The organism is Streptomyces sp. NPDC028711 (assembly GCF_055565415.1).
Genome location: NZ_JBVHUJ010000004.1, coordinates 155,559 through 173,073 on the forward strand (window position 1 = coordinate 155,559; position 17,515 = coordinate 173,073).

Consider the following 17,515-nt stretch of genomic DNA (forward strand, 5'->3'; position numbering starts at 1 on the left):
GCGACGAAGGAGCGCCCTTGACGCACCGCCTCCAGGAGCGACTCTCGGAAAGAGGGCGGTCCCACCAGAAGCCCACCGGACACGCTCACCCCCAGGGCCTAGACCCGCGCGGCCAGCGCCAGGATCTCCGGTGCCGCTTCCGCCAGGGACGGGAAGTGGCGATGGGCCTCGGGGTGCGGGGCCTCGGTGTTGACCGTCCACACCGTCATCCCGGCCGCCCGACCGGACCGGACTCCCGACGGCGCGTCCTCGATCACCAGGCATTCCGCCGGATCCGCGCCCAGCTTCTCGGCGGCGGTCAGGTACGGGACGGGGGACGGCTTCCCCTCCGCCACCGAGGCCGCGTCGATGACGAGCGCGGGCATCGGGAGCCCGGTCCGCTCGAACCGCCCCCGTACCCGGTGCTCGTAGTTCGACGTCACCAGCGCCCACCGGTCCGCCGGCAGCGCGGCGAGCAGCTCCGCCGCGCCGTCGAAGGCCGCGTACGTCCCCGTACGGACGTCCTCGTCCTCCAGTTCGTGCAGGAGTGCGAGGCACTCGCCCGGGGCGCGGGTCGGTACGACGGCCGCGAAGGTCTCGACCGGCCGCGTCCGGAGCGCGACGGCGTACACCTCGTCCCCGTCCAGCCCGTACCGCGCGGCCCACGCGTGCCAGACACGGCGCTGATTGGAGACGGCATCCATGAGGGTGCCGTCGACGTCGAAGAGAACGAACTTTCCGCTGGTCACGCGCCCGATGCTACGGCGGGAGCCGGCGCGGGCCCTCAGGGTCCTGAGGGGAGGACCCTCTTGGCGCCGAGCCGGACCCGGTAGCGCTCCCGTTCCGCGAAGTCCGCCGCGCTCCACACCGTCGGATGCCCGACCTCCGCGCACAGGTGGAGGATCGCGTCGTCCCCGACGTGGACGCCGACATGAGCGCCGTAGGCGCGGGCGGTGGAGTTGAACAGGACCAGGTCGAGGGGCCGCGCGACCGTCACGTGGGCCGTGGCCTCCGTGTCGCTCCAGAGCTCGGAGGAGCGGAGCTCCGGCGGGGTCAGTCCGAAGTGCCTGAGCACCTCGTACGCGAACAACTGGCAGTTCGCACCGGCCGCGAGGCCCGGCCGGGCGGCCACGGCCGCAGCGCCGGGGAAACGCGAACCCTCGTACCGGACGGACCAGAACTCAGCCGGGAGACCGGTGATCACCGCCCCCTCCCTTCGACATTATTACCGTCAAAGTGACGATAACAGCGTATGCTCATCACATGACGGAATCGCGAGACGAGAACAGCACCGCCATGCCCACCGCCGACGAGCGGTCCGATGCGGAACTTGCCCTTGCGGCCGCCACGTTGGTGACCGAGTGGGTCTCGGGGAGCAAGCCTCTGACGGAGGCGCAGGGGTGGGTCCTGGTCGGTCTTCAGCACCCGGGCTCCGGACACATGGAGATGCATGTCTGGGACGGCGTGCGGGAGTGGGAGCGCCGACTGGCCGAGGTCCTGGCCGCCGACGACGGGAGCGAGGACAGCCGCCGGCGCAGCGAAGCTGCGAAGCAGGCGGCCGTCTCCGAGATGTGCGACCTGTTTCTTCGCGGGATCCCGTTGGGGGAGATGTCGAATCGGATCTGGCGCAAGGGCCAGGGCCCCGACCCGCGAGACGAGCTGCGCCAGTTCATCGCATCCCAGTCGGGAAAGAAGGGCTAGAAGGGCCCCTCACCGGTCACACCCACGAACGCGGCCCAGGCGGCCGGGGCGACGGCGAGCTGGGGGCCGTGGGGGTTCTTGGAGTCGCGGACGTGGACGGCGGCGGGGTGAGCGGCGACCTCGACGCAGTTGCCGCCCTCGCCGCTGCTGTAGCTGGACTTGCGCCAGTCGTAGGCGACTTCGATGCACTCGCCGCCCTCGGCGCTGCTGTAGCTGCTCTTGAACCAGGCCAGACCCGTGGTGTTCATCGTTCTCCCAGCAGTTTCTCGATCCACGTCAGCGACTCGTGTTGCGTGAGTGCCTGCGACCGGATGATCCCATAGCGCTCCGTGTACTGGCGGACCTCGTCCGGGTCGGTGATCAGCCGGGCGTGCCCGTAGATCTCGGTGTATGCCGTCTCCCGTCGCCCCTTGGGCGTGAGCAGGGTGAAAGCGCCGTCCAGGTAAGGGTGTTCGTGCCTGTCCAGAGGCATGATCTGGAAGTCGACAGTCCGGCGCCGGGCCACGTCCAGGATGCGTCGCAACTGCTCGCGGTGGACGTCGGGACCGCCGAACGGGCGGAGCAGGACGGCCGCCTCCAGGACGAAGCTGATCGTCGGCGCGGGCCACTTGTCGAACAACACCTGGCGGGAGATCCGGTCGGCCACGCGCTTCTCGACGGTCGCCTCGTCCAGCATGGGGCGGCGGTGCTCGAAGAGAGAGCGGGCGTAGGCCGGGGTTTGCAGAATGCCCGGGACCGCTTGCACCGCGTAATAGTGCAGCGCCACTGCCCGCGCCTCCGCCTCGGCGAAGTCCTGGAACCAATCCGGATGCCGAACCCGCGCCCGCGCCAACGCCTCCCGCACATCATCCACCGCCGCGACCAGCACACCCCCCGCCCCCACCACCGGGTCCGCCCGGATCAGGAAGTCCGGCTGTGGAGTCCGCACTCCCCGCTCGACCGAGGAGACGAGGTCCTCGCTGCAATGGGTGGCTTCCGCCAGCTCCGCCTGGCTCAGGCCCGCGTTTCTTCGCAGTACCTTGATGATCTTCCCGAGCGCACGAAACAGGTGCGCCGTACCGTCCACCTCGGAGGGCCGTTCCGGCCGCTCCTCCTCGTTCCCCGACATCCGTACCGCCCTCTTGGCGTACCCGTACCGTCACTCAGCGTCGTGGCGTCGCTGCTGGTCAGCGTACGGCCGGGGCGTCACGCTCAGGGCATGAAGTCCGAAACTTCCACTCCCACCAGTGAGTTCACGCTCCGGCTCTCGGCGACGCGCCGGGGCGCGCGTCTCGCCCGGCTACTCGCTGTGCAGCAGCTCCACGACTGGGGCGTGACCGGCTCCGCCGCCGAAGCCGTCGAGCTGGTCGTCGCGGAGCTCGCCGCCAACGCCGCCCTCCACGGCCGGGTGCCGGGGAGGGACTTCGAGGTGCGGATGGCCCTCGACGACGAGCACGCGCACGTACGGATCGAGCTGTCCGACGCGCGGGGCGAGCGCCGGCCGTTACCGGTCCGGGAGCCGGACGAGGGCGGCTACGGGCTGCTGCTCGTCGCCGCCCTCGCCACGGCGTGGGGTGTGAAGGACCGCTGCGTCGGCAAGACGGTCTGGGCGACCGTCCCGCTGACCAGTCAGAACACGGTCTCGCCCCCCACGTAGGCCGTCTGCTGGAGGTCTTCGAATGAAGGGGGCGAGAAGGTGTGCGTCGCGGTCAGAAGAGTTCGACCGTGCCGTCGCCCAGGCCCGGGTTGTAGGGCGCCCAGCGGGGTGTGAAGGGGGCGCGCCAGTCGCCCGTGCCCCGGTAGACGTAGAGGCTGTCGTAGTGGCCGCCGCCGTTGTTGTACGCGATCAGGTCGTTGCGGCCGTCGCGGTCGGTGTCGCCGACGCCGGCCAGGCTCGTGTAGGGGCCCCAGCCGGAGCCGATCCTGGTGCGGGGCGCGAAGGTGCCGTCGCCCTTGCCGAGGTAGAGCCAGAGGACGCCGGTGGTGTCGCGGGCGACGAGGTCTCCGGCCGGGCCGCCGCCGATGTTCCCGGTGGCGGTGAGCTGGTTGTAGATCCCCCAGCCGCCGCCGACCTTCACGCGCGTGGCGAAGGGGGCGGTGGCGCTGCCCGTGGCCCTGTAGAACCAGAGGGTGCCCGTGGTGTCGGTGGTGAGGAGGTCGGGACGGCCGTCGCCGGTGACGTCCGAACCGGCGGTGAGCTTGTTGTAGATCCCCCAGCCCCCGCCGATCTTCGTCCGGGGGGCGAGACCCTTGCCGTTGCCCTGGTGGAGCCAGAGGACACCGGTCCTGTCGCGGCCGAGGACGTCCCCGGCGGTCGTGCCGGCGAGGTCGCCGGTGGCCGTGATCCGGTCATACGTGTTCCAGCCCGGCCCGATGTCCACCGGGTCGAGGGCGTGGAGGGTGGAGGAGCCCTCGATCTGGCGGAAGTCGTACGCGCGCAGGCGGCCCGTCACGTCACGGGAGAGCAGGTCCGCCGAGCCGTTGTCGTCGAAGTCGTGCGGCTTCGGCGGGCGGGCGACGGTGAAGGTGCCGGTGCGGACGACGTCGGGGCCGATGCCGTTGGCGGGCTTCGCCGTCATCGTCCAGGTGTAGTCGCCGTTGTACGCCGGGATGCCGTTGGTGAACATGCCGTTCCAGGTGATCGGGAAGTCGGTCACTCCGGCGCGCGGGATCCCGTAGCCGCCACCTCCCTTCAGGCCTGACGCGGTGTGGGTGATGACCAGGCTCACGCGGGCGTTGAACCGGCTGAGCGTCCATGACGCCGTCACCGTGGTGCGGTCGAGGTCGAACACACCGCTCGGCGGGAGGGTCTCCTTCTCCACGGTGAGGGCGGTGGGCCGGCCCGCGCTCGTCACCAGGGTGGCGACCGGTGTGCCGTCGGCGCCGGGGGCGACGCGGTAGAGGCCCTCGCCGTGCTCGACCGTGCCGCCGAGGACGAGCAGGCCGCCGTCGGCGTCCATGGTGCTGGACTGGACGTGGTCGAGGAGCCGGACCGGGTCGCCGCCGGCCGCCGGACGGGCGGTCAGGGCGTGCAGGGCGTCGGAGACGACGGCCGTGCCGCCGCCGTTCCTGTTGTACGTGACGCGGTCGCCGACGACCCGCAGGAGGATGCCGTCCGCGCTCCTGAGGGTGTCCAGCGGCGTCCGCTCGACCGTCGTCCCGCCCCGGCGGGCCACGGCGAGGGTCGCCTTGCCCCCGGCAGGCGTCTCGGTCCAGGCCACGTGGGTCGGGGAGACGACGGTGGAGCCGGTGACGGTGTTCGGCGCGGTGTCGTACGTCTCGGTGAGCGCGCCGGTGGCGAGGTCCACCACGCCCACGTGCTTCGTGTAGACCCCGTTCACCACGCGGTTGTAGTGGAGGACCCAGGTGCCCGGCCCGTTGCTGTGGTTCAGCAGGGCGGTGGAGCCCTCGGGCAGGGCGACCTTCCGGTCGACGACCTGTCCCTCCTCCAGGGAGACCAGGTGGTACTCCCGGCCGCCGCCGGCGAGAGCCACTGACATGACGAGGGTGGAGCCGACGACCCGGTGGAGGGCGTACGGGGCGGCGGTGGTGCTGAAGGCGGACGTGTCGATCACGAGGGGGTCCGAGGCACCGCTCATGTCGGTGAGCGTGTACGCGTTCCCGTTCCGGGTGGCGACGGTGTCCGTGCCCATGGCACCCCAGTGGGTGCCGGCGGGAAGCGTGGTGGTGACGCCGTCCGAGAACCGCGTCCAGCGGTAGACGAGGCTTGCCCCGTCGGTGGCGCTCAGCATGCCGGAACGGCCGGCGCTGACGAGCTTCGAGCCGGCCGGGAGCGTCAGCGTGTCCTGCTCGCCGGAGGCCGCCGTGACCGCCGGGAGCGGGGCGGCCGGGGCGGCGGCGAAGGCCGGGGACGCGAGTCCGGCCGTGGTGGTGACGGCGAGCACGGCCGCGACGGCCGTGCCGAGTCGTCTCCGGGTGGTGCGCATGTGCATCAAGGGTGATCCCCCAGTCCTGTTGGGCATGGCGGGTGACCGCCATGCCCACAGGACTCATGAGGAGTTCGAAAAGTTGTACGCCGGAGCGGGTCAGGACACCGAGGTGAACTTCGTGCCCTCGCCCGCGTACAGGTTCGTCGTCATCCGGCTGAACGGGGCCGTCGCCGAGCCCGTCGAGCGGTAGACGTACGTGCCTCCCGCCCCGTACGCGATCAGGTCGGGGCGCCCGTCGGCGGTCACGTCGCCCGCGCCGACGAGCTGGGAGAACGCGCCCCAGCCGCTGCCGACCCGCACGCGGGTGGTGAAGTTGCCCGCGCCGTTGCCCTGGTAGAGCCAGAGGACGCCGGCGGTGTCGCGGGCGACGAGGTCGCCCGCTGCCGTGCCGGCGATGTTGCCGACAGCCGTGAGCTGGTTGTAGATGCCCCAGCCGCCGCCCACGCGCACGCGGGTCGCGAACGGGGCCGTGGCGCTGCCCGTGCCCTTGTAGAACCACAGCACGCCCGAGGCGTCCGTGGCGAGGAGGTCCGAGCGGCCGTCGCCCGTCAGGTCGGAGCCGCCGGCGAGCTTGGTGTAGCCGCCCCAGCCGCCGCCGATGCGGTAGCGGGCCGGGAGGGTGCCGTCGCCCTTGCCGAGGTAGTGCCAGAGCACGCCGGAGGTGTCGAGGGCGATGAGGTCGCCGTGGGCGCTGCCCGCGATGTTGCCGACGGCTTCGATCTGCTTGTACGTGTTCCAGCCGGTGCCGACCCTGGTCCGCTTGGCGGTGGTGACCTGGCTGCCCGTCGGCCAGTCGAAGAGGTCGTCCCGCCACAGGACGCCCGAGGCGTCACGGGCGAGGACGTCGGTCGAGCCGTTGTCGTTGAGGTCGTGCGGGTTGGCCTGGCGCGAGACCTGGAACCACCCGGAGGCGGTCGCCGGGCCGCCGAGGCCGTCGGTCGGGGTCGCGGTGACCTGCCAGGTGTAGGCGCCGTTCGGGGCGCTGATGCCGTCCAGGAGGCCGTTCCAGGCGAAGGTGAACGTGCTGCCGGAACTGGGCTGGGACAGCCGCTGGGTGAGCTTCCTGCCGGTGGCCGCGTGCGTGAGCGTGACGTCCACGGTGGCGTTCGCGCGGGACAGGGTCCACGCCATGGGGACGGTCGTGCCCGGCTTCTCCAGGGTGACCGAGGCGGGGACCTTGGACTCGGTCACCTGCACGCCCAGGACCCGGCCGGTGGGGACTTCGAGGCCGACCGCCGGGCGGGCGCCGCCGGAGTCGGAGATCCGGAAGATGCCGTCGCCCTGGGCGTTGAAGCCACGCACCATCAGGGTCCCGTCCGGGGCGTGGGCCGCGCTGGAGAAGTTGTCCAGGACCTTGAACGGCGCGGAGGTGCTGTCCGTCAGGTTCTGCCCGTACAGGGCGCTCGGGGGCTCGCCGGCCGTGGTGCCCCGGACGCCGTACAGGATCGTGTTGCCGACGATGCCGGCGACGACGGCGCCGGTCATCTCGCCGGTCAGGGGGATGTACCGGTTGGCGCCGCCGCTCACGGTGATCTCGGTGGTGCCGTCGAGGAACGACTTGTGGACCCACGCCTTGTAGGTGGGGGTGAGGGCGCCGGTCGTCGCCTGGTCCCACGCGGTGGTGCCCGAGCTGCCACCCCAGTCGATGACCGAGTTGCTGTTGATGGACGTCTTGGCCCACCAGTGGTCGGTCCGGGCGGACCTGACGTTCCAGGTGCTGCCCAGGACGACGAGGTCGTTGCCGGAGAAGGCGACGACCTTGTAGTCCGTGTTCGTCTCCCGCGAGGAGAGCTTGACCTTCTGGCTGACGCCGTTGACCTTCCGGAGCTGCCACAGCTCGTGGTAGTCGCCGGTGGTCGGGACGCTCACGAAGATCGCGTCCCTGACCAGGCCGACGAACTTCGAGCCGGGCTTGAACTCGTACGCGATGTTCAGGTACGTGGACCAGGTGGCCCCGTCCTTCATGTCCCGCAGGCTGAAGCCGCTTCCGTCGCCGGTCACGACGATGTCCGAGCCGCTTTCGTAGGCCCCGGGACCGGTGTGGATCGGCATGATCGAGCCGTCGGAGTACTTGTGCCACTCCAGGACGGTGTTGCCGGCGTCGTCCTTGCGGGACGTCAGGTAGCCGGAGTCGCCGGCGCTGACGACCTCGGCGTCGAGGGGCAGCTCCGCCGCCGTGCCGGCGGCGACCCCGGCCACGGCGGCGGGAACGGCCGCGAAGGCCGGGGCGGTGACGAGCGTCCCCGTCACGGCGGTGACGGTGGAGAGGGTGAGAACCGCCGCGGCGACGCGGCGGCCGGAGATACGGGTCTGGGACACCTGTTGATCCTTCGTATGGAGGGACGGAGGAGAAGGAAGTTCGGTCTTCTGATCCGAACGGTTGTGCTTCCGTCAGGAGACCGAGGTGAACTTCGTGCCCTCGCCCGCGTAGAGCGTCGTGTTCATGCGGGCGAACGGGGCCGTGACCGAGCCCGTGGAGCGGTAGACGTACGTGCCGCCCGCTCCGTACGCGATCAGGTCCGGGCGCCCGTCGTTCGTCACGTCTCCCCCGCCGACCAGCTGGGAGAAGGCACCCCAGCCGCTGCCGACCCTGACCCGGGTGGCGAAGTTGCCCGCGCCGTTGCCCTGGTAGAGCCAGAGGACGCCCGAGGTGTCGCGGGCGACGAGGTCGCCCGCGGCGGAGCCGGCGATGTTGCCGACGGCGGTGAGCTGGTTGTAGACGCCCCAGCCGCCGCCGACCTTCACGCGCGTGGCGAAGGGCGCGCTCGCGAAACCGGTGCCCTTGTAGAACCAGAGGGTTCCGGTGCCGTCCGTGGCGAGCAGGTCCGGCAGGCCGTCGCCGGTGAGGTCGGAGCCGCCGGTGAGCTTGGTGTAGCCGCCCCAGCCGCCGCCGATCTTCACCCGCGTGGCGAAGGTGCCGTCACCCTTGCCGAGGTACTGCCACAGGTAGCCGGAGCCGTCGAGGGCGATGAGGTCGCCGTTGTTGGTGCCGTCGATGCTGCCGACGGCCTCGATCTGCTTGTACGTGTTCCAGCCGCTGCCGATCCTCGTCCGCTTCGCGGTGGTGACCTGGCCGCCGGACGGCCAGTCGAAGAGGTCGTCCCGCCACAGGACGCCCGAGGCGTCACGGGCCAGGACGTCGGTCGAGCCGTTGTCGTTGAAGTCGTGCGGGTTGGCCGTGCGCTTCACCCCGAGGTACGCGCCCTGGTAGGCGGTGCCACCGATCCCGTTGAGCGGGGTCGCCTCGGCCTCCACGGCGTAGAGGCCGTTGGGCGCGCTGATCCCCTCGATGACACCGTTCCACGTGGAGCGGAAGAGGGTGCCGGAGGCCGTCGCGGGGACGCGCTGCTTGAACTCCTTGCCCGTGTAGATGTGCGTGAGCGTGAGGTCCAGGTAGGCGTTGGGGCGGGACAGGGCCCACTCCATCGTCACCGTGCCGCCGTTCTTGTCGAGTTCCACCACCTCGGGGACGGAGGACTCGACGATCTCGACGCCGACGGCCCGGTTCGTGTCCGCCACCTTCGTGACGATCGGGGTGCCACCCGAGTCGGAGATCCGGAACAGTCCGTCGCCCTCCTCCACCGAGCCGCCGCGCACGAGCAGGCTGCCGTCCGCCGCGACGGCCGTGGAGCTGAAGTAGTCGAGGAGGTGGTACGCCTCACCGGTGGGGAGGGAGCGCCCGATCAGGGCGTCCTTTCCGTCCGGCTGGGTCGCGGTGTAGCCGCCCGGCTCGCCGTACACCACCGAGTCGCCGACGATGCCGGCGATCACGGTGGACTGGCCGGCGATCTGACTGATCCGCGGCACGCCGGAGGTGGAGTTCACGCGGTCGTACCACTTGATGTCGGTGGAGCTGCCCGGGTGCTCGGTCCACGCCATGTACTTCGGGGTGATGGCGGCGGTGGCGCCGGGGCCGGAGTAGCCCGCGAGGCTGTGCCTGGTCTGGTACTGGTCGTTGGCGTCGCGGTTGGTCAGGAAGCGGTGGTACGTGGTGTTGGTGCCCGTGCCCTGGGTGGAGAGGCCGAAGACGTCCGTGGCGGAGTGGGCGAGGACCCGGAAGGACTTGTCCCCGGCGTAGTTCGTCACCATCTGGTTGACGAGGACGCCGTTCAGGCGGGTGATGCGGCGCAGCTCCGGATCGCCGCGCATGTCGGGCTTCGTCGCCCAGATCGTGGACCCGGTCAGGCCGACGAACCGGTAGTCGGTGGTACCGAGGACCTGGACGAGGTTGATCGTCCAGGCGGAGTAGCCGGGCGCGGCCATGTCCCGGAAGGAGAACTGGGCGCCGTCCCGCACCACGACGACGTCGGAGCCGGTGCTCAGCGCCTCCCTGCCGGGGATGACCTCCACCGGACCGCCCTCGAACTTCCGCCACTCCAGGACGGTTTCGCCGGACCCGTCCTTCCGGGACGTGAGGAAGCCGGTGGTGCCGGTGCTCACGATCTCGACGGCGGCCGGAACCGAGAGATCTGCCTGCTGCAGCGCCGCCGGGGCGACGGCCGCGGGCGCGGCCACCGCCGGGGCCGTGACGAGGGTGCCGGTGAGCGCGGTCACGGTGGAGAGGGTGAGGACCGCGGCGGCGAGCCGGCGGGCGGATATGCGGTGCTTCATCGTGGCGTGTCGTTCTTTCTGTCAGAAGATCGAGTCGAGCGCGGTCGGGTCGTCGTGCACGGCCGTGGACACGCCTGCCTTGAAGGGGCTGCTGGCGGTGCCGCCGGTAGAGGCGCGGGACCGGGCGTCGGGCTGCTCGATGACGGCGACGGAGCGGCCCGCCGGCAACCGAACACGGCAGGCGCCGCACCCAGTTGGACTCGTGATCGCCACCGGTGGTTGTACGAAGAGACCGAACGTCTTCGCGATTTCTATCGCCGCTCCACCACACCCCGTACATACGCCGCCTGCCCCGCGTGCTGGAGGTCGTCCGCGATCACCGACACCAGGCGGACACCGAGCGTGACCGGGGGATCCCAGGTCGTGTCGACGACCCGGTCCAGGTCCGCGTTCGTGACCGTGCCGATCAGCTCCTCCGTACGGGCGTGCACGGCGTCGTGGTAGCCGAGCAGCAGGTCCGCGGGGGCGCGGACCTTGCCCGCCTGGGCGCGTGACTGGCCGTAGCCGGTCGCCGCCGCCGGGAACGGGAGCCCGAAGCGGTCCCGCCAGCCGTCCGCGTCCCACAGCTGGTCCCTGCCGAAGGCGCCCGCGAGGTGATCGTCCTGGATGCGGGTGAGGTGCCAGACGAGCCAGGCGATCGAGTTGGCGCCCGGATCGACACGTACGGCGAGCTGCTCCTCCGTGAGGCCGTCCACGGCCTCGTGGACGGCCTCACGGATCCGGCCGAACGAGTCGACCAGCAGTCCGGCGCTGTTCATGGGGGCTCCTTCCAGCGACTGCTCCGAGGAACTACGACCGCTTCCTCCGCCACGCCTCCACCGCCGCCTCCACGTCGAACGGCCTCAGGTTCAGCGGCGGCCCGGCCGGCGGGCGGAGCAGGGCCGCGGCGATCTTGGTGTTGATCTCTCCGAGGATCCGGCGGACCTGGCTCTCCGAGACGGCCGCGGCCACCGCCGCCTCCGCGTCCTCGGCCTCCTTGCGCAGGGCGAGGGAGGGCGGCAGCACGGACGCGCCCTCGCGGTGCAGCTTGCCCTTGATCCACCACAGCTCGTCGTACGGGGCCGAGTCGTCCGGCAGCGGCTTGCCGAAGCCCGCCAGACCGCTGAACTCACCCCGTTCCGACGCCTCGCGGATCTGCTTGTCCACGAACGACTCGAAGCTGACTCCCGGCGGCTTGCGTTCGGTCATGTGTCCAGACTACGTACACGGCCCCGCCGGGGTGTGGTCTTCGCCGTCTACTGCGGCACGCGATCTTCCGGCACGCTGTGGTCCGTTCAACGCGCGTCAACTCTTGTCCCGTCCCGGTACCCGGAGGATGCATGCGTGCACGGATCACTCCACTCGGCACCCTGCTCGCGCTCGTCGCGGGCCTGCTCACCGCGCTCGTCACCACCAGCCCCGCCCAGGCCGCGCCCGCCTTCAAGGCGCCGTACCCCTGCGGCCAGACCTGGACCTACAGCCACCACTCGGCCGAGGTCCGCCAGGCCCTCGACTTCATCCGCTCCGACGGCGGTACGACGGCCGGCACCCCGGTCCTCGCCTCGGCGTCCGGCACCGCCTACCGCTACGCGCAGCCGTCCGGCGCGGGCAACTACATCGTGATCGACCACGGCGGCGGCTGGAAGACGTACTACTTCCACCTCAGCGCGTACTCCGTGGCCCACGGCACCCAGGTCGCCCAGGGCCGGCAGATCGGCACCACCGGCAGCACGGGCAACAGCTCCGGCGCCCACATCCACTACGAGCAGCTCTACAACGGCGTCGGCCAGCCGATCGTGATCAACGGAGCCTCCCTCGCCCCCTATCCGGGCTCGTACGGCTCCAAGTCCCTGACCAGCGACAACGGGTGCTCGGGCGGGGGCGGCGGAAAGTACTGGGTCGACACCTTCGCCAACGCCACGGGCTACGCCCAGGCGAACACCACCTCCCCGCAGGGAGTCCTGAACGCCGGCACGAACTACGTCTACTGCAAGGTCTGGGGCCAGGAGATCCGCGACGCCTCCGGCAACTACAACCACTGGTGGCTGCGGACGGACCTCGACACGGTCTACGCCGGGAAGAACGGATACGGGGCGTACGTCTCCGCCTACTACCTGTCCCGCTGGGGCAACGACGAGGCCCGGGACAACAACGGGACGGTCATCCCGAACTGCTGAGGGGCCCGCCCGCCCCGTAAAAGGGCAGGAGCCCCGCTCGTGCCCGAAGGCACGGAGCGGGGCTCCTTGGGTACTGCTCTACTAGTCGTGCTTCGCCGACCCAGGCACCTTAGGCCGGGGAGACGTTCTCCGCCTGCGGGCCCTTCGGGCCCTGCGTGACGTCGAACGTCACGGTCTGGTTCTCCTCGAGCGAACGGAAGCCGTTCGCGTTGATCGCGGAGTAGTGGACGAAGACATCCGGGCCGCCGCCGTCCTGGGCGATGAAGCCGAAGCCCTTTTCAGCGTTGAACCACTTGACGGTTCCGGTAGCCATAAGCCCTCCTTGGGCCAAAGGGTTGCCCTGCTCCAGAACCTGCAAACAAGTCTGAAAACTACAAAAGCCTGCGGGTCACATGCTCCGCAGGCTCTGTACTGCAAGGGAAACCAAACTGCAACTTGCGTTGAGCCTAGCACGCAGGACGCTAGGGACGGAAGAGCGAAAGATCACGTCACCCGCATGTTTGATCTCGCTCCGTGCGCTGACGCGCGTGCCCCGGCGATGCCCACGGTACGAGACGGGTCTAGCCTCACGATGTGGACAATGCAACCGACGACCAGCAGCGCAGCCGGCCCCGCGTCGGGCACATCCAGTTCCTGAACTGCCTCCCCCTCTACTGGGGTCTGGCGAGAACCGGAACGCTCCTCGATCTGGAGCTGACGAAGGACACCCCGGAGAAGCTCAGCGAGCGGCTCGTCCGGGGCGACCTCGACATCGGCCCCATCACCCTCGTCGAGTACCTCCGCAACGCGGCGGACCTGGTGGCCCTCCCGGACATCGCCGTCGGCTGCGACGGCCCCGTCATGTCCTGCGTGATCGTCTCCCAGCGGCCGCTGGAGGAGCTGGACGGGGCGCGCGTCGCCCTCGGCTCCACCTCGCGCACCTCCGTACGCCTCGCGCAGCTCCTGCTCGCCGAGCGGTTCGGGGTGGCGCCCGACTACTACACCTGCCCCCCTGACCTGGGCCTGATGATGCAGGAGGCCGAGGCGGCCGTCCTCATCGGCGACGCCGCGCTCCGGGCCTCGCTGCACGACGCGCCCCGGCTCGGCCTCCAGGTCCACGACCTCGGCCTCATGTGGAAGGACTGGACGGGCCTGCCGTTCGTCTTCGCCGTGTGGGCGGCCCGCAAGGACTACCTGGCGCGCGAACCGGAGACCGTCCACGAGGTCCACCAGGCGTTCCTGGCGTCCCGCGACCTCTCCCTCGAAGAGGTCGCCAAGGTCGCCGAGCAGGCCGCCCGCTGGGAGACCTTCGACGCCGAACTCCTGGAGCGGTACTTCCGTACGCTCGACTTCCGCTTCGGCCCCGAGCAGCTCGCCGGGGTCCGTGAGTTCGCCCGCCGCACCGGCCCCACGACCGGCTTCCCGGCCGACGTCCGCGTCGAACTGCTCGCGCCCGCTTCCCTTTAGACCCAGGCGGGCACCCGGGAATTCGCCGACGCTTCCACCGCGGTAAGCGTCCCGTAATTCCTTCGTATATCCGATATCCGATATATCCGCGCCCGCGCCGTCCGCATTACCGCCGGAGGCCCCGCATGGCACCCAGCGGAAGCCGCGAAGACCGCTGGCGTACGCTGGTTCGGTCCGTCAGAACCCCTCCGAAAGGGACACATCCGGTGACCGAGAAGGCCGAACTCCAGTCTGTTCTCGACCGCGCTGCCGCGGGTGGCCGGATCACCCCCGAGGAGGCGCTCGACCTCTACCGCTCGGCGCCCCTGCACGCCCTCGGCGCCGCGGCCGACGCCGCCCGCCGCCGCCGGTACGCGGGGACCGAGCACATCGCGACGTACATCATCGAGCGGAACATCAACTACACGAACGTCTGCGTGACGGCGTGCAAGTTCTGCGCCTTCTACGCCGCCCCGAAGGACACCAAGAAGGGCTGGACCCGCGACCTCGACGACATCCTGCGCCGCTGCGCGGAGACCGTGGAGCTCGGCGGCACCCAGATCATGTTCCAGGGCGGCCACCACCCGGACTACGGCGTCGAGTACTACGAGCACCACTTCGCCGCCATCAAGCAGGCCTTCCCGCAGCTGGTCATCCACTCCCTCGGTGCCTCCGAGGTCGAGCACATGGCCCGCATCTCCAAGGTCTCCGTCGACGAGGCGATCACCCGCATCCACGCCGCCGGGCTCGACTCCTTCGCGGGCGCCGGCGCCGAGCTGCTGCCGGAGCGGCCCCGCAAGGCCATCGCCCCGCTCAAGGAGAGCGGCGAGCGCTGGCTGGAGATCATGGAGATCGCCCACGGCCTGGGCGTCGAGTCCACCTCCACGATGCTGATGGGCACCGGCGAGACCAACGCCGAGCGGATCGAGCACCTGCGCATGATCCGTGACACCCAGGACCGGACGGGCGGCTTCCGGGCCTTCATCCCGTACACGTACCAGCCCGAGAACAACCACCTCAAGGGCCGTACGCAGGCGACGATCTTCGAGTACCTGCGCATGATCGCGATCGCGCGCCTCTTCCTCGACAACATCGCGCACATCCAGGGCTCCTGGCTGACCGTCGGCAAGGAGGCGGGCCAGCTCTCCCTGCACTACGGCGCCGACGACCTGGGCTCGATCATGCTGGAGGAGAACGTCGTCTCCTCGGCCGGTGCCAAGCACCGCTCCAACCGCCTGGAGATCATCGACCTGATCCGCAAGGCGGGCCGCGTCCCGGCGCAGCGCGCGACCACGTACGAGCACCTCGTCGTCCACGACGACCCGGCGAACGACCCGGTCGACGAGCGCGTCGTCTCGCACATCTCGTCCATCGCGATCGAGGGCGGCACGGCCCACCCGGAGCTCAAGCTCCTCGACGCCAACTGACGCGCGTGCTCACGATCCACGTCGCCGAGGCGTCGCCCGAGACCGCCGTCCTGATCGACGGCGGTCTCGTCGCCGCCGTCGGCCCGTACGAGGACCTGGCCGCCGTACGGCCCGAGGCACGGGTGCGGAACTGGCCCGGCATCCTCACCCCCGGGCTCCTCAACCCGTTCGGGCCCGAGCTCCTCGAAGGCATGTACCACCCGGACCCCCGGGAGGCCGCGGGCTTCGGCACCGAGCCGATCCCCGGCGAGCGGGCGCAGCGGATCTTCCGGGCCGACCCCGCCCGGCGCGGTGCCTCCGCGCGCCGGGGCGTGCAGCGGCTGCTCGCCCACGGGACGGTCGCCATCGCGGGCGAGCTGCGCGGCGCGGCCGCCGTGGACGCCGTACGCCGGGCGGGACTCGCCATCGCCCGGCGCCCGGAGCGGCTCCCCGGGCCCCCGTCGTTCTCCCCGACGCCGCTGGTGCTCCTGCCCGGCCTGGTGCCGGGCGGCCCCGCCCGGTTCGCCGTCTTCGACGTCCCGGACCGGGCGGCCCTGGTCCGCCTCGGCGCGTCGACCTGCGTCGCGACGGTCCTCGGCGGCCGGCTGGTGTTCCGGCGGCAGTAGGGTCCGAGGAGAGGGGGCCCGGTACGGGGCCGCTACCGGGGGGCGGCCCGTACCCCCGTGCCGTACCGCCCCCGTCCGCTCAGCCGCCCTCGATCGCCGGCGGTGCCTTCGTCTCGACCGGGTTCTCGTCCGCGTACCGCACCAGGTCGAGGAAGCGCGGATCCTTGGCGACGGCGAGCAGCTGCCGCGGCGAGACCGGCGCCGAGACCCTCTCCGGGTCGACGGAGAGCAGGACCTGACTCTCGTCGTACCGGAAGCTCAGGTACGACCCGGTCGTGTCCGGCCCGTTGACCGCCATCGAGACGAGGTGCGCCTCGCGGTTCCCGTCGAACGTGACCTCCTCGCACCGGAAGCCCCTGACCGGCTCGTCCACGCAGGGCTTGAGGCCGTGCTCGTCGGACGGGCGTACCGACACCGTCATGCGGAAGGTCTCGCCGCCCGAGGCGATCCGGTAGACGTGCACCTCGTCCTTCACCGGCCGGATCTCGGTCACGGTCGCGGGCAGGAGTTCGTCGAGCAGCGCCGCCACCCGCTGCTGGTGCGCCGCGCGGCGCTCGCGCTCGGGCTCGGACAGGCCGTCGGGGTTGTCGGGCGGTGTGACGCCCGGGGTCGCCTCGATCGTGACGGGGGCGTAGGTCTTGCTCGGTCCTGTGCTGGCGCTCGCGCTCGCGCCGGGCGACGTCGGCACCGCGGCGGGCGTCGTGAGCTCCGGGCTCGATCCCGGCAGCAGGGTCAGGCCGAGCGCCCCCGCCGTGACCGCGCCGAACGCGGTCGTGACGATCGCGATCCGGGCCCGCGTCCGTCGTCTGCGGCCCTCGCGCACCGCGAGCGGGGCGAGGTCGGGGAGCGGGGGAAGGTCGTCCGCCGTGCGTTCCATCGTGGTGCGGAGCAGGGTGATGTCGTCGTTGTCCACGGTGGACCTCAGCTTCCTGTGGTGGAGAGCCCGGCGTCACCCAGGCGCTCGCGGAGTCGGGCGAGCGAGCGCGAACACTGGCTCTTGACGGTGGCCTCGCTGCAGCGCAGCAGGGTGGCCACGGAGGCCACGCTCTGGTCGTCCCAGTAGCGCAGGACGACCATCGCGCGGGCCCGTGGCGGCAGCTCGGCGAGCGCCGCGAGCAGGGTGACGCGCAGATCGGTGTGGTCGGTGGCGGCCGCCGGGCTCATTCCGCCGGTGCGGGTGAGCGCGAGCAGATCGCGCAGGCCGCGCCGCCGCTCGGCGAGGAAGGTGCGGGTGAGCACGGTCTTGGCGTACGCGTGCGGATGGTCGGCGGTGCCCGCGCGGCGCCAGTGCTGGTACAGCTTGGCCAGGGTGGTCTGGGTCAGGTCGCGGGCGGTCTCGGCGTTGCCGCAGAGGAGGTACGCCGTGCGGTAGAGCCGCTGCTGCCCCGCCCGGGCGAACTCCTCGAACCCGTCGACGGAGGAGGGCACGGCGTGCCCGGCCGACACGCCGACCGCCGGCCCCGCGGACAAGCCCGCCGACACGCCGCCGGCGGGGTCGGCCGCCCCGTGGTCCCGCCCGGCCGGGGAGCCGGGTCTCACTTCGATCGGTACCGCCATCGCGTTCCTGCCTTCTCTCGCCTTCGGTGCCGACCGGGCCGGCCGATGTCGGCCGGGGGTGTCGCACACTCGTCCGTCCTTGAGCGCGGGCGCGCCGAAAAGGTTGAAGCGGTACGAGGAGAGAT

19 protein-coding genes are annotated in these 17,515 nt (G+C 71.1%); 6 read left to right on the forward strand and 13 right to left on the reverse strand.

Going from position 1 to position 17,515, the window contains the following annotated elements:
* Window positions 1–98 precede the first annotated feature (98 nt).
* Window positions 99–728: an HAD family hydrolase gene (locus tag ACZ4VK_RS15115; RefSeq protein ID WP_468352335.1), complete on the reverse strand. Its 630-nt coding sequence runs from the start codon at window positions 726–728 to the stop codon at window positions 99–101.
* 35 nt (window positions 729–763) lie between these two features.
* Window positions 764–1,183: a hydrolase gene (locus ACZ4VK_RS15120; protein WP_468352337.1), complete on the reverse strand. Its 420-nt coding sequence runs from the start codon at window positions 1,181–1,183 to the stop codon at window positions 764–766.
* 59 nt (window positions 1,184–1,242) lie between these two features.
* On the opposite strand from ACZ4VK_RS15120, the gene ACZ4VK_RS15125 reads away from it, so the two are divergent.
* Window positions 1,243–1,680: a hypothetical protein gene (locus tag ACZ4VK_RS15125; protein WP_468352339.1), complete on the forward strand. Its 438-nt coding sequence runs from the start codon at window positions 1,243–1,245 to the stop codon at window positions 1,678–1,680.
* Here ACZ4VK_RS15125 and ACZ4VK_RS15130 read toward each other — a convergent pair.
* Together ACZ4VK_RS15130 and ACZ4VK_RS15135 are read right to left on the reverse strand one after the other, a co-directional pair.
* Window positions 1,677–1,928, reverse strand: coding sequence for a DUF397 domain-containing protein (locus ACZ4VK_RS15130; RefSeq protein ID WP_468352341.1), 252 nt, complete (start codon window positions 1,926–1,928; stop codon window positions 1,677–1,679). The genes ACZ4VK_RS15125 and ACZ4VK_RS15130 overlap by 4 nt on opposite strands.
* Complete coding sequence (locus tag ACZ4VK_RS15135) at window positions 1,925–2,788, reverse strand: helix-turn-helix domain-containing protein (RefSeq protein WP_468352343.1); 864 nt, start codon at window positions 2,786–2,788, stop codon at window positions 1,925–1,927. The genes ACZ4VK_RS15130 and ACZ4VK_RS15135 overlap by 4 nt, the downstream gene beginning before the upstream one ends.
* Before the next feature lie 90 nt (window positions 2,789–2,878).
* Between ACZ4VK_RS15135 and ACZ4VK_RS15140 the strand changes: the two genes are divergently transcribed.
* Window positions 2,879–3,316: an ATP-binding protein gene (locus ACZ4VK_RS15140; RefSeq protein ID WP_468352345.1), complete on the forward strand. Its 438-nt coding sequence runs from the start codon at window positions 2,879–2,881 to the stop codon at window positions 3,314–3,316.
* A 52-nt stretch (window positions 3,317–3,368) separates the two neighbouring features.
* On the opposite strand, the gene ACZ4VK_RS15145 is transcribed toward ACZ4VK_RS15140, so the two are convergent.
* From ACZ4VK_RS15145 to ACZ4VK_RS15170, 6 genes are all read right to left on the reverse strand, one after another.
* The gene (locus ACZ4VK_RS15145; protein ID WP_468352347.1) at window positions 3,369–5,606 is read right to left on the reverse strand and encodes an FG-GAP repeat domain-containing protein; all 2,238 of its coding nucleotides are present in this window, start codon (window positions 5,604–5,606) and stop codon (window positions 3,369–3,371) included.
* Window positions 5,607–5,705: 99 nt separating this feature from the next.
* Window positions 5,706–7,928, reverse strand: coding sequence for an FG-GAP repeat domain-containing protein (locus ACZ4VK_RS15150; protein WP_468352349.1), 2,223 nt, complete (start codon window positions 7,926–7,928; stop codon window positions 5,706–5,708).
* A gap of 72 nt (window positions 7,929–8,000) precedes the next feature.
* Entirely contained in the window at window positions 8,001–10,220 is a 2,220-nt protein-coding gene (locus ACZ4VK_RS15155) for an FG-GAP repeat domain-containing protein (RefSeq protein WP_468352351.1), read from the reverse strand.
* Window positions 10,221–10,241: 21 nt separating this feature from the next.
* Window positions 10,242–10,388 carry a hypothetical protein gene (locus ACZ4VK_RS15160; RefSeq protein ID WP_468352353.1) on the reverse strand — a complete coding sequence of 49 codons (147 nt, stop codon included), beginning with the start codon at window positions 10,386–10,388 and terminating at the stop codon, window positions 10,242–10,244.
* 83 nt (window positions 10,389–10,471) lie between these two features.
* Window positions 10,472–10,978, reverse strand: coding sequence for a mycothiol transferase (locus ACZ4VK_RS15165; RefSeq protein WP_468352355.1), 507 nt, complete (start codon window positions 10,976–10,978; stop codon window positions 10,472–10,474).
* A 31-nt stretch (window positions 10,979–11,009) separates the two neighbouring features.
* Complete coding sequence (locus ACZ4VK_RS15170) at window positions 11,010–11,408, reverse strand: DnaJ family domain-containing protein (RefSeq protein ID WP_468352357.1); 399 nt, start codon at window positions 11,406–11,408, stop codon at window positions 11,010–11,012.
* A gap of 131 nt (window positions 11,409–11,539) precedes the next feature.
* On the opposite strand from ACZ4VK_RS15170, the gene ACZ4VK_RS15175 reads away from it, so the two are divergent.
* A complete protein-coding gene (locus ACZ4VK_RS15175) occupies window positions 11,540–12,376 on the forward strand; it encodes a M23 family metallopeptidase (protein ID WP_468352359.1) in 837 nt (278 codons plus the stop codon).
* 109 nt (window positions 12,377–12,485) lie between these two features.
* Here the strand turns inward: ACZ4VK_RS15175 and ACZ4VK_RS15180 are convergent, their stop codons facing one another.
* The gene (locus ACZ4VK_RS15180; RefSeq protein WP_468352361.1) at window positions 12,486–12,689 is read right to left on the reverse strand and encodes a cold-shock protein; all 204 of its coding nucleotides are present in this window, start codon (window positions 12,687–12,689) and stop codon (window positions 12,486–12,488) included.
* A 260-nt stretch (window positions 12,690–12,949) separates the two neighbouring features.
* Between ACZ4VK_RS15180 and ACZ4VK_RS15185 the strand changes: the two genes are divergently transcribed.
* The 3 genes from ACZ4VK_RS15185 to ACZ4VK_RS15195 all read left to right on the forward strand — a co-directional run bounded on the left by ACZ4VK_RS15185 (window position 12,950) and on the right by ACZ4VK_RS15195 (window position 15,833).
* Window positions 12,950–13,822 (forward strand): menaquinone biosynthetic enzyme MqnA/MqnD family protein, encoded by an 873-nt coding sequence (locus ACZ4VK_RS15185; RefSeq protein WP_468352363.1) that lies wholly within the window; start codon window positions 12,950–12,952, stop codon window positions 13,820–13,822.
* A 206-nt stretch (window positions 13,823–14,028) separates the two neighbouring features.
* Entirely contained in the window at window positions 14,029–15,228 is a 1,200-nt protein-coding gene (gene mqnC, locus ACZ4VK_RS15190; protein WP_468352365.1) for a cyclic dehypoxanthinyl futalosine synthase, read from the forward strand.
* Window positions 15,229–15,233: 5 nt separating this feature from the next.
* Complete coding sequence (locus ACZ4VK_RS15195) at window positions 15,234–15,833, forward strand: imidazolonepropionase-like domain-containing protein (RefSeq protein WP_468352367.1); 600 nt, start codon at window positions 15,234–15,236, stop codon at window positions 15,831–15,833.
* A gap of 79 nt (window positions 15,834–15,912) precedes the next feature.
* Here ACZ4VK_RS15195 and ACZ4VK_RS15200 read toward each other — a convergent pair whose 3' ends face one another.
* Both ACZ4VK_RS15200 and ACZ4VK_RS15205 read right to left on the reverse strand, forming a co-directional pair.
* Window positions 15,913–16,746 carry a hypothetical protein gene (locus ACZ4VK_RS15200; RefSeq protein WP_468352369.1) on the reverse strand — a complete coding sequence of 278 codons (834 nt, stop codon included), beginning with the start codon at window positions 16,744–16,746 and terminating at the stop codon, window positions 15,913–15,915.
* Window positions 16,747–16,754: 8 nt separating this feature from the next.
* Window positions 16,755–17,390, reverse strand: a complete 636-nt coding sequence (locus tag ACZ4VK_RS15205) for a SigE family RNA polymerase sigma factor (protein WP_468352371.1) — start codon at window positions 17,388–17,390, stop codon at window positions 16,755–16,757.
* Window positions 17,391–17,515 lie beyond the last annotated feature (125 nt).

What these genes read in the sequence shown, in the direction of transcription:
- ACZ4VK_RS15125 (WP_468352339.1), top strand. Translation starts at nt 1,243, where the DNA reads ATGACGGAATCGCGAGACGAGAACAGCACCGCCATGCCCACCGCCGAC.
- ACZ4VK_RS15130 (WP_468352341.1), bottom strand. Translation starts at nt 1,928, where the DNA reads ATGAACACCACGGGTCTGGCCTGGTTCAAGAGCAGCTACAGCAGCGCC.
- ACZ4VK_RS15135 (WP_468352343.1), bottom strand. Translation starts at nt 2,788, where the DNA reads ATGTCGGGGAACGAGGAGGAGCGGCCGGAACGGCCCTCCGAGGTGGAC.
- ACZ4VK_RS15140 (WP_468352345.1), top strand. Translation starts at nt 2,879, where the DNA reads ATGAAGTCCGAAACTTCCACTCCCACCAGTGAGTTCACGCTCCGGCTC.
- ACZ4VK_RS15145 (WP_468352347.1), bottom strand. Translation starts at nt 5,606, where the DNA reads ATGCGCACCACCCGGAGACGACTCGGCACGGCCGTCGCGGCCGTGCTC.
- ACZ4VK_RS15155 (WP_468352351.1), bottom strand. Translation starts at nt 10,220, where the DNA reads ATGAAGCACCGCATATCCGCCCGCCGGCTCGCCGCCGCGGTCCTCACC.
- ACZ4VK_RS15165 (WP_468352355.1), bottom strand. Translation starts at nt 10,978, where the DNA reads ATGAACAGCGCCGGACTGCTGGTCGACTCGTTCGGCCGGATCCGTGAG.
- ACZ4VK_RS15170 (WP_468352357.1), bottom strand. Translation starts at nt 11,408, where the DNA reads ATGACCGAACGCAAGCCGCCGGGAGTCAGCTTCGAGTCGTTCGTGGAC.
- ACZ4VK_RS15175 (WP_468352359.1), top strand. Translation starts at nt 11,540, where the DNA reads ATGCGTGCACGGATCACTCCACTCGGCACCCTGCTCGCGCTCGTCGCG.
- ACZ4VK_RS15180 (WP_468352361.1), bottom strand. Translation starts at nt 12,689, where the DNA reads ATGGCTACCGGAACCGTCAAGTGGTTCAACGCTGAAAAGGGCTTCGGC.
- ACZ4VK_RS15205 (WP_468352371.1), bottom strand. Translation starts at nt 17,390, where the DNA reads ATGGCGGTACCGATCGAAGTGAGACCCGGCTCCCCGGCCGGGCGGGAC.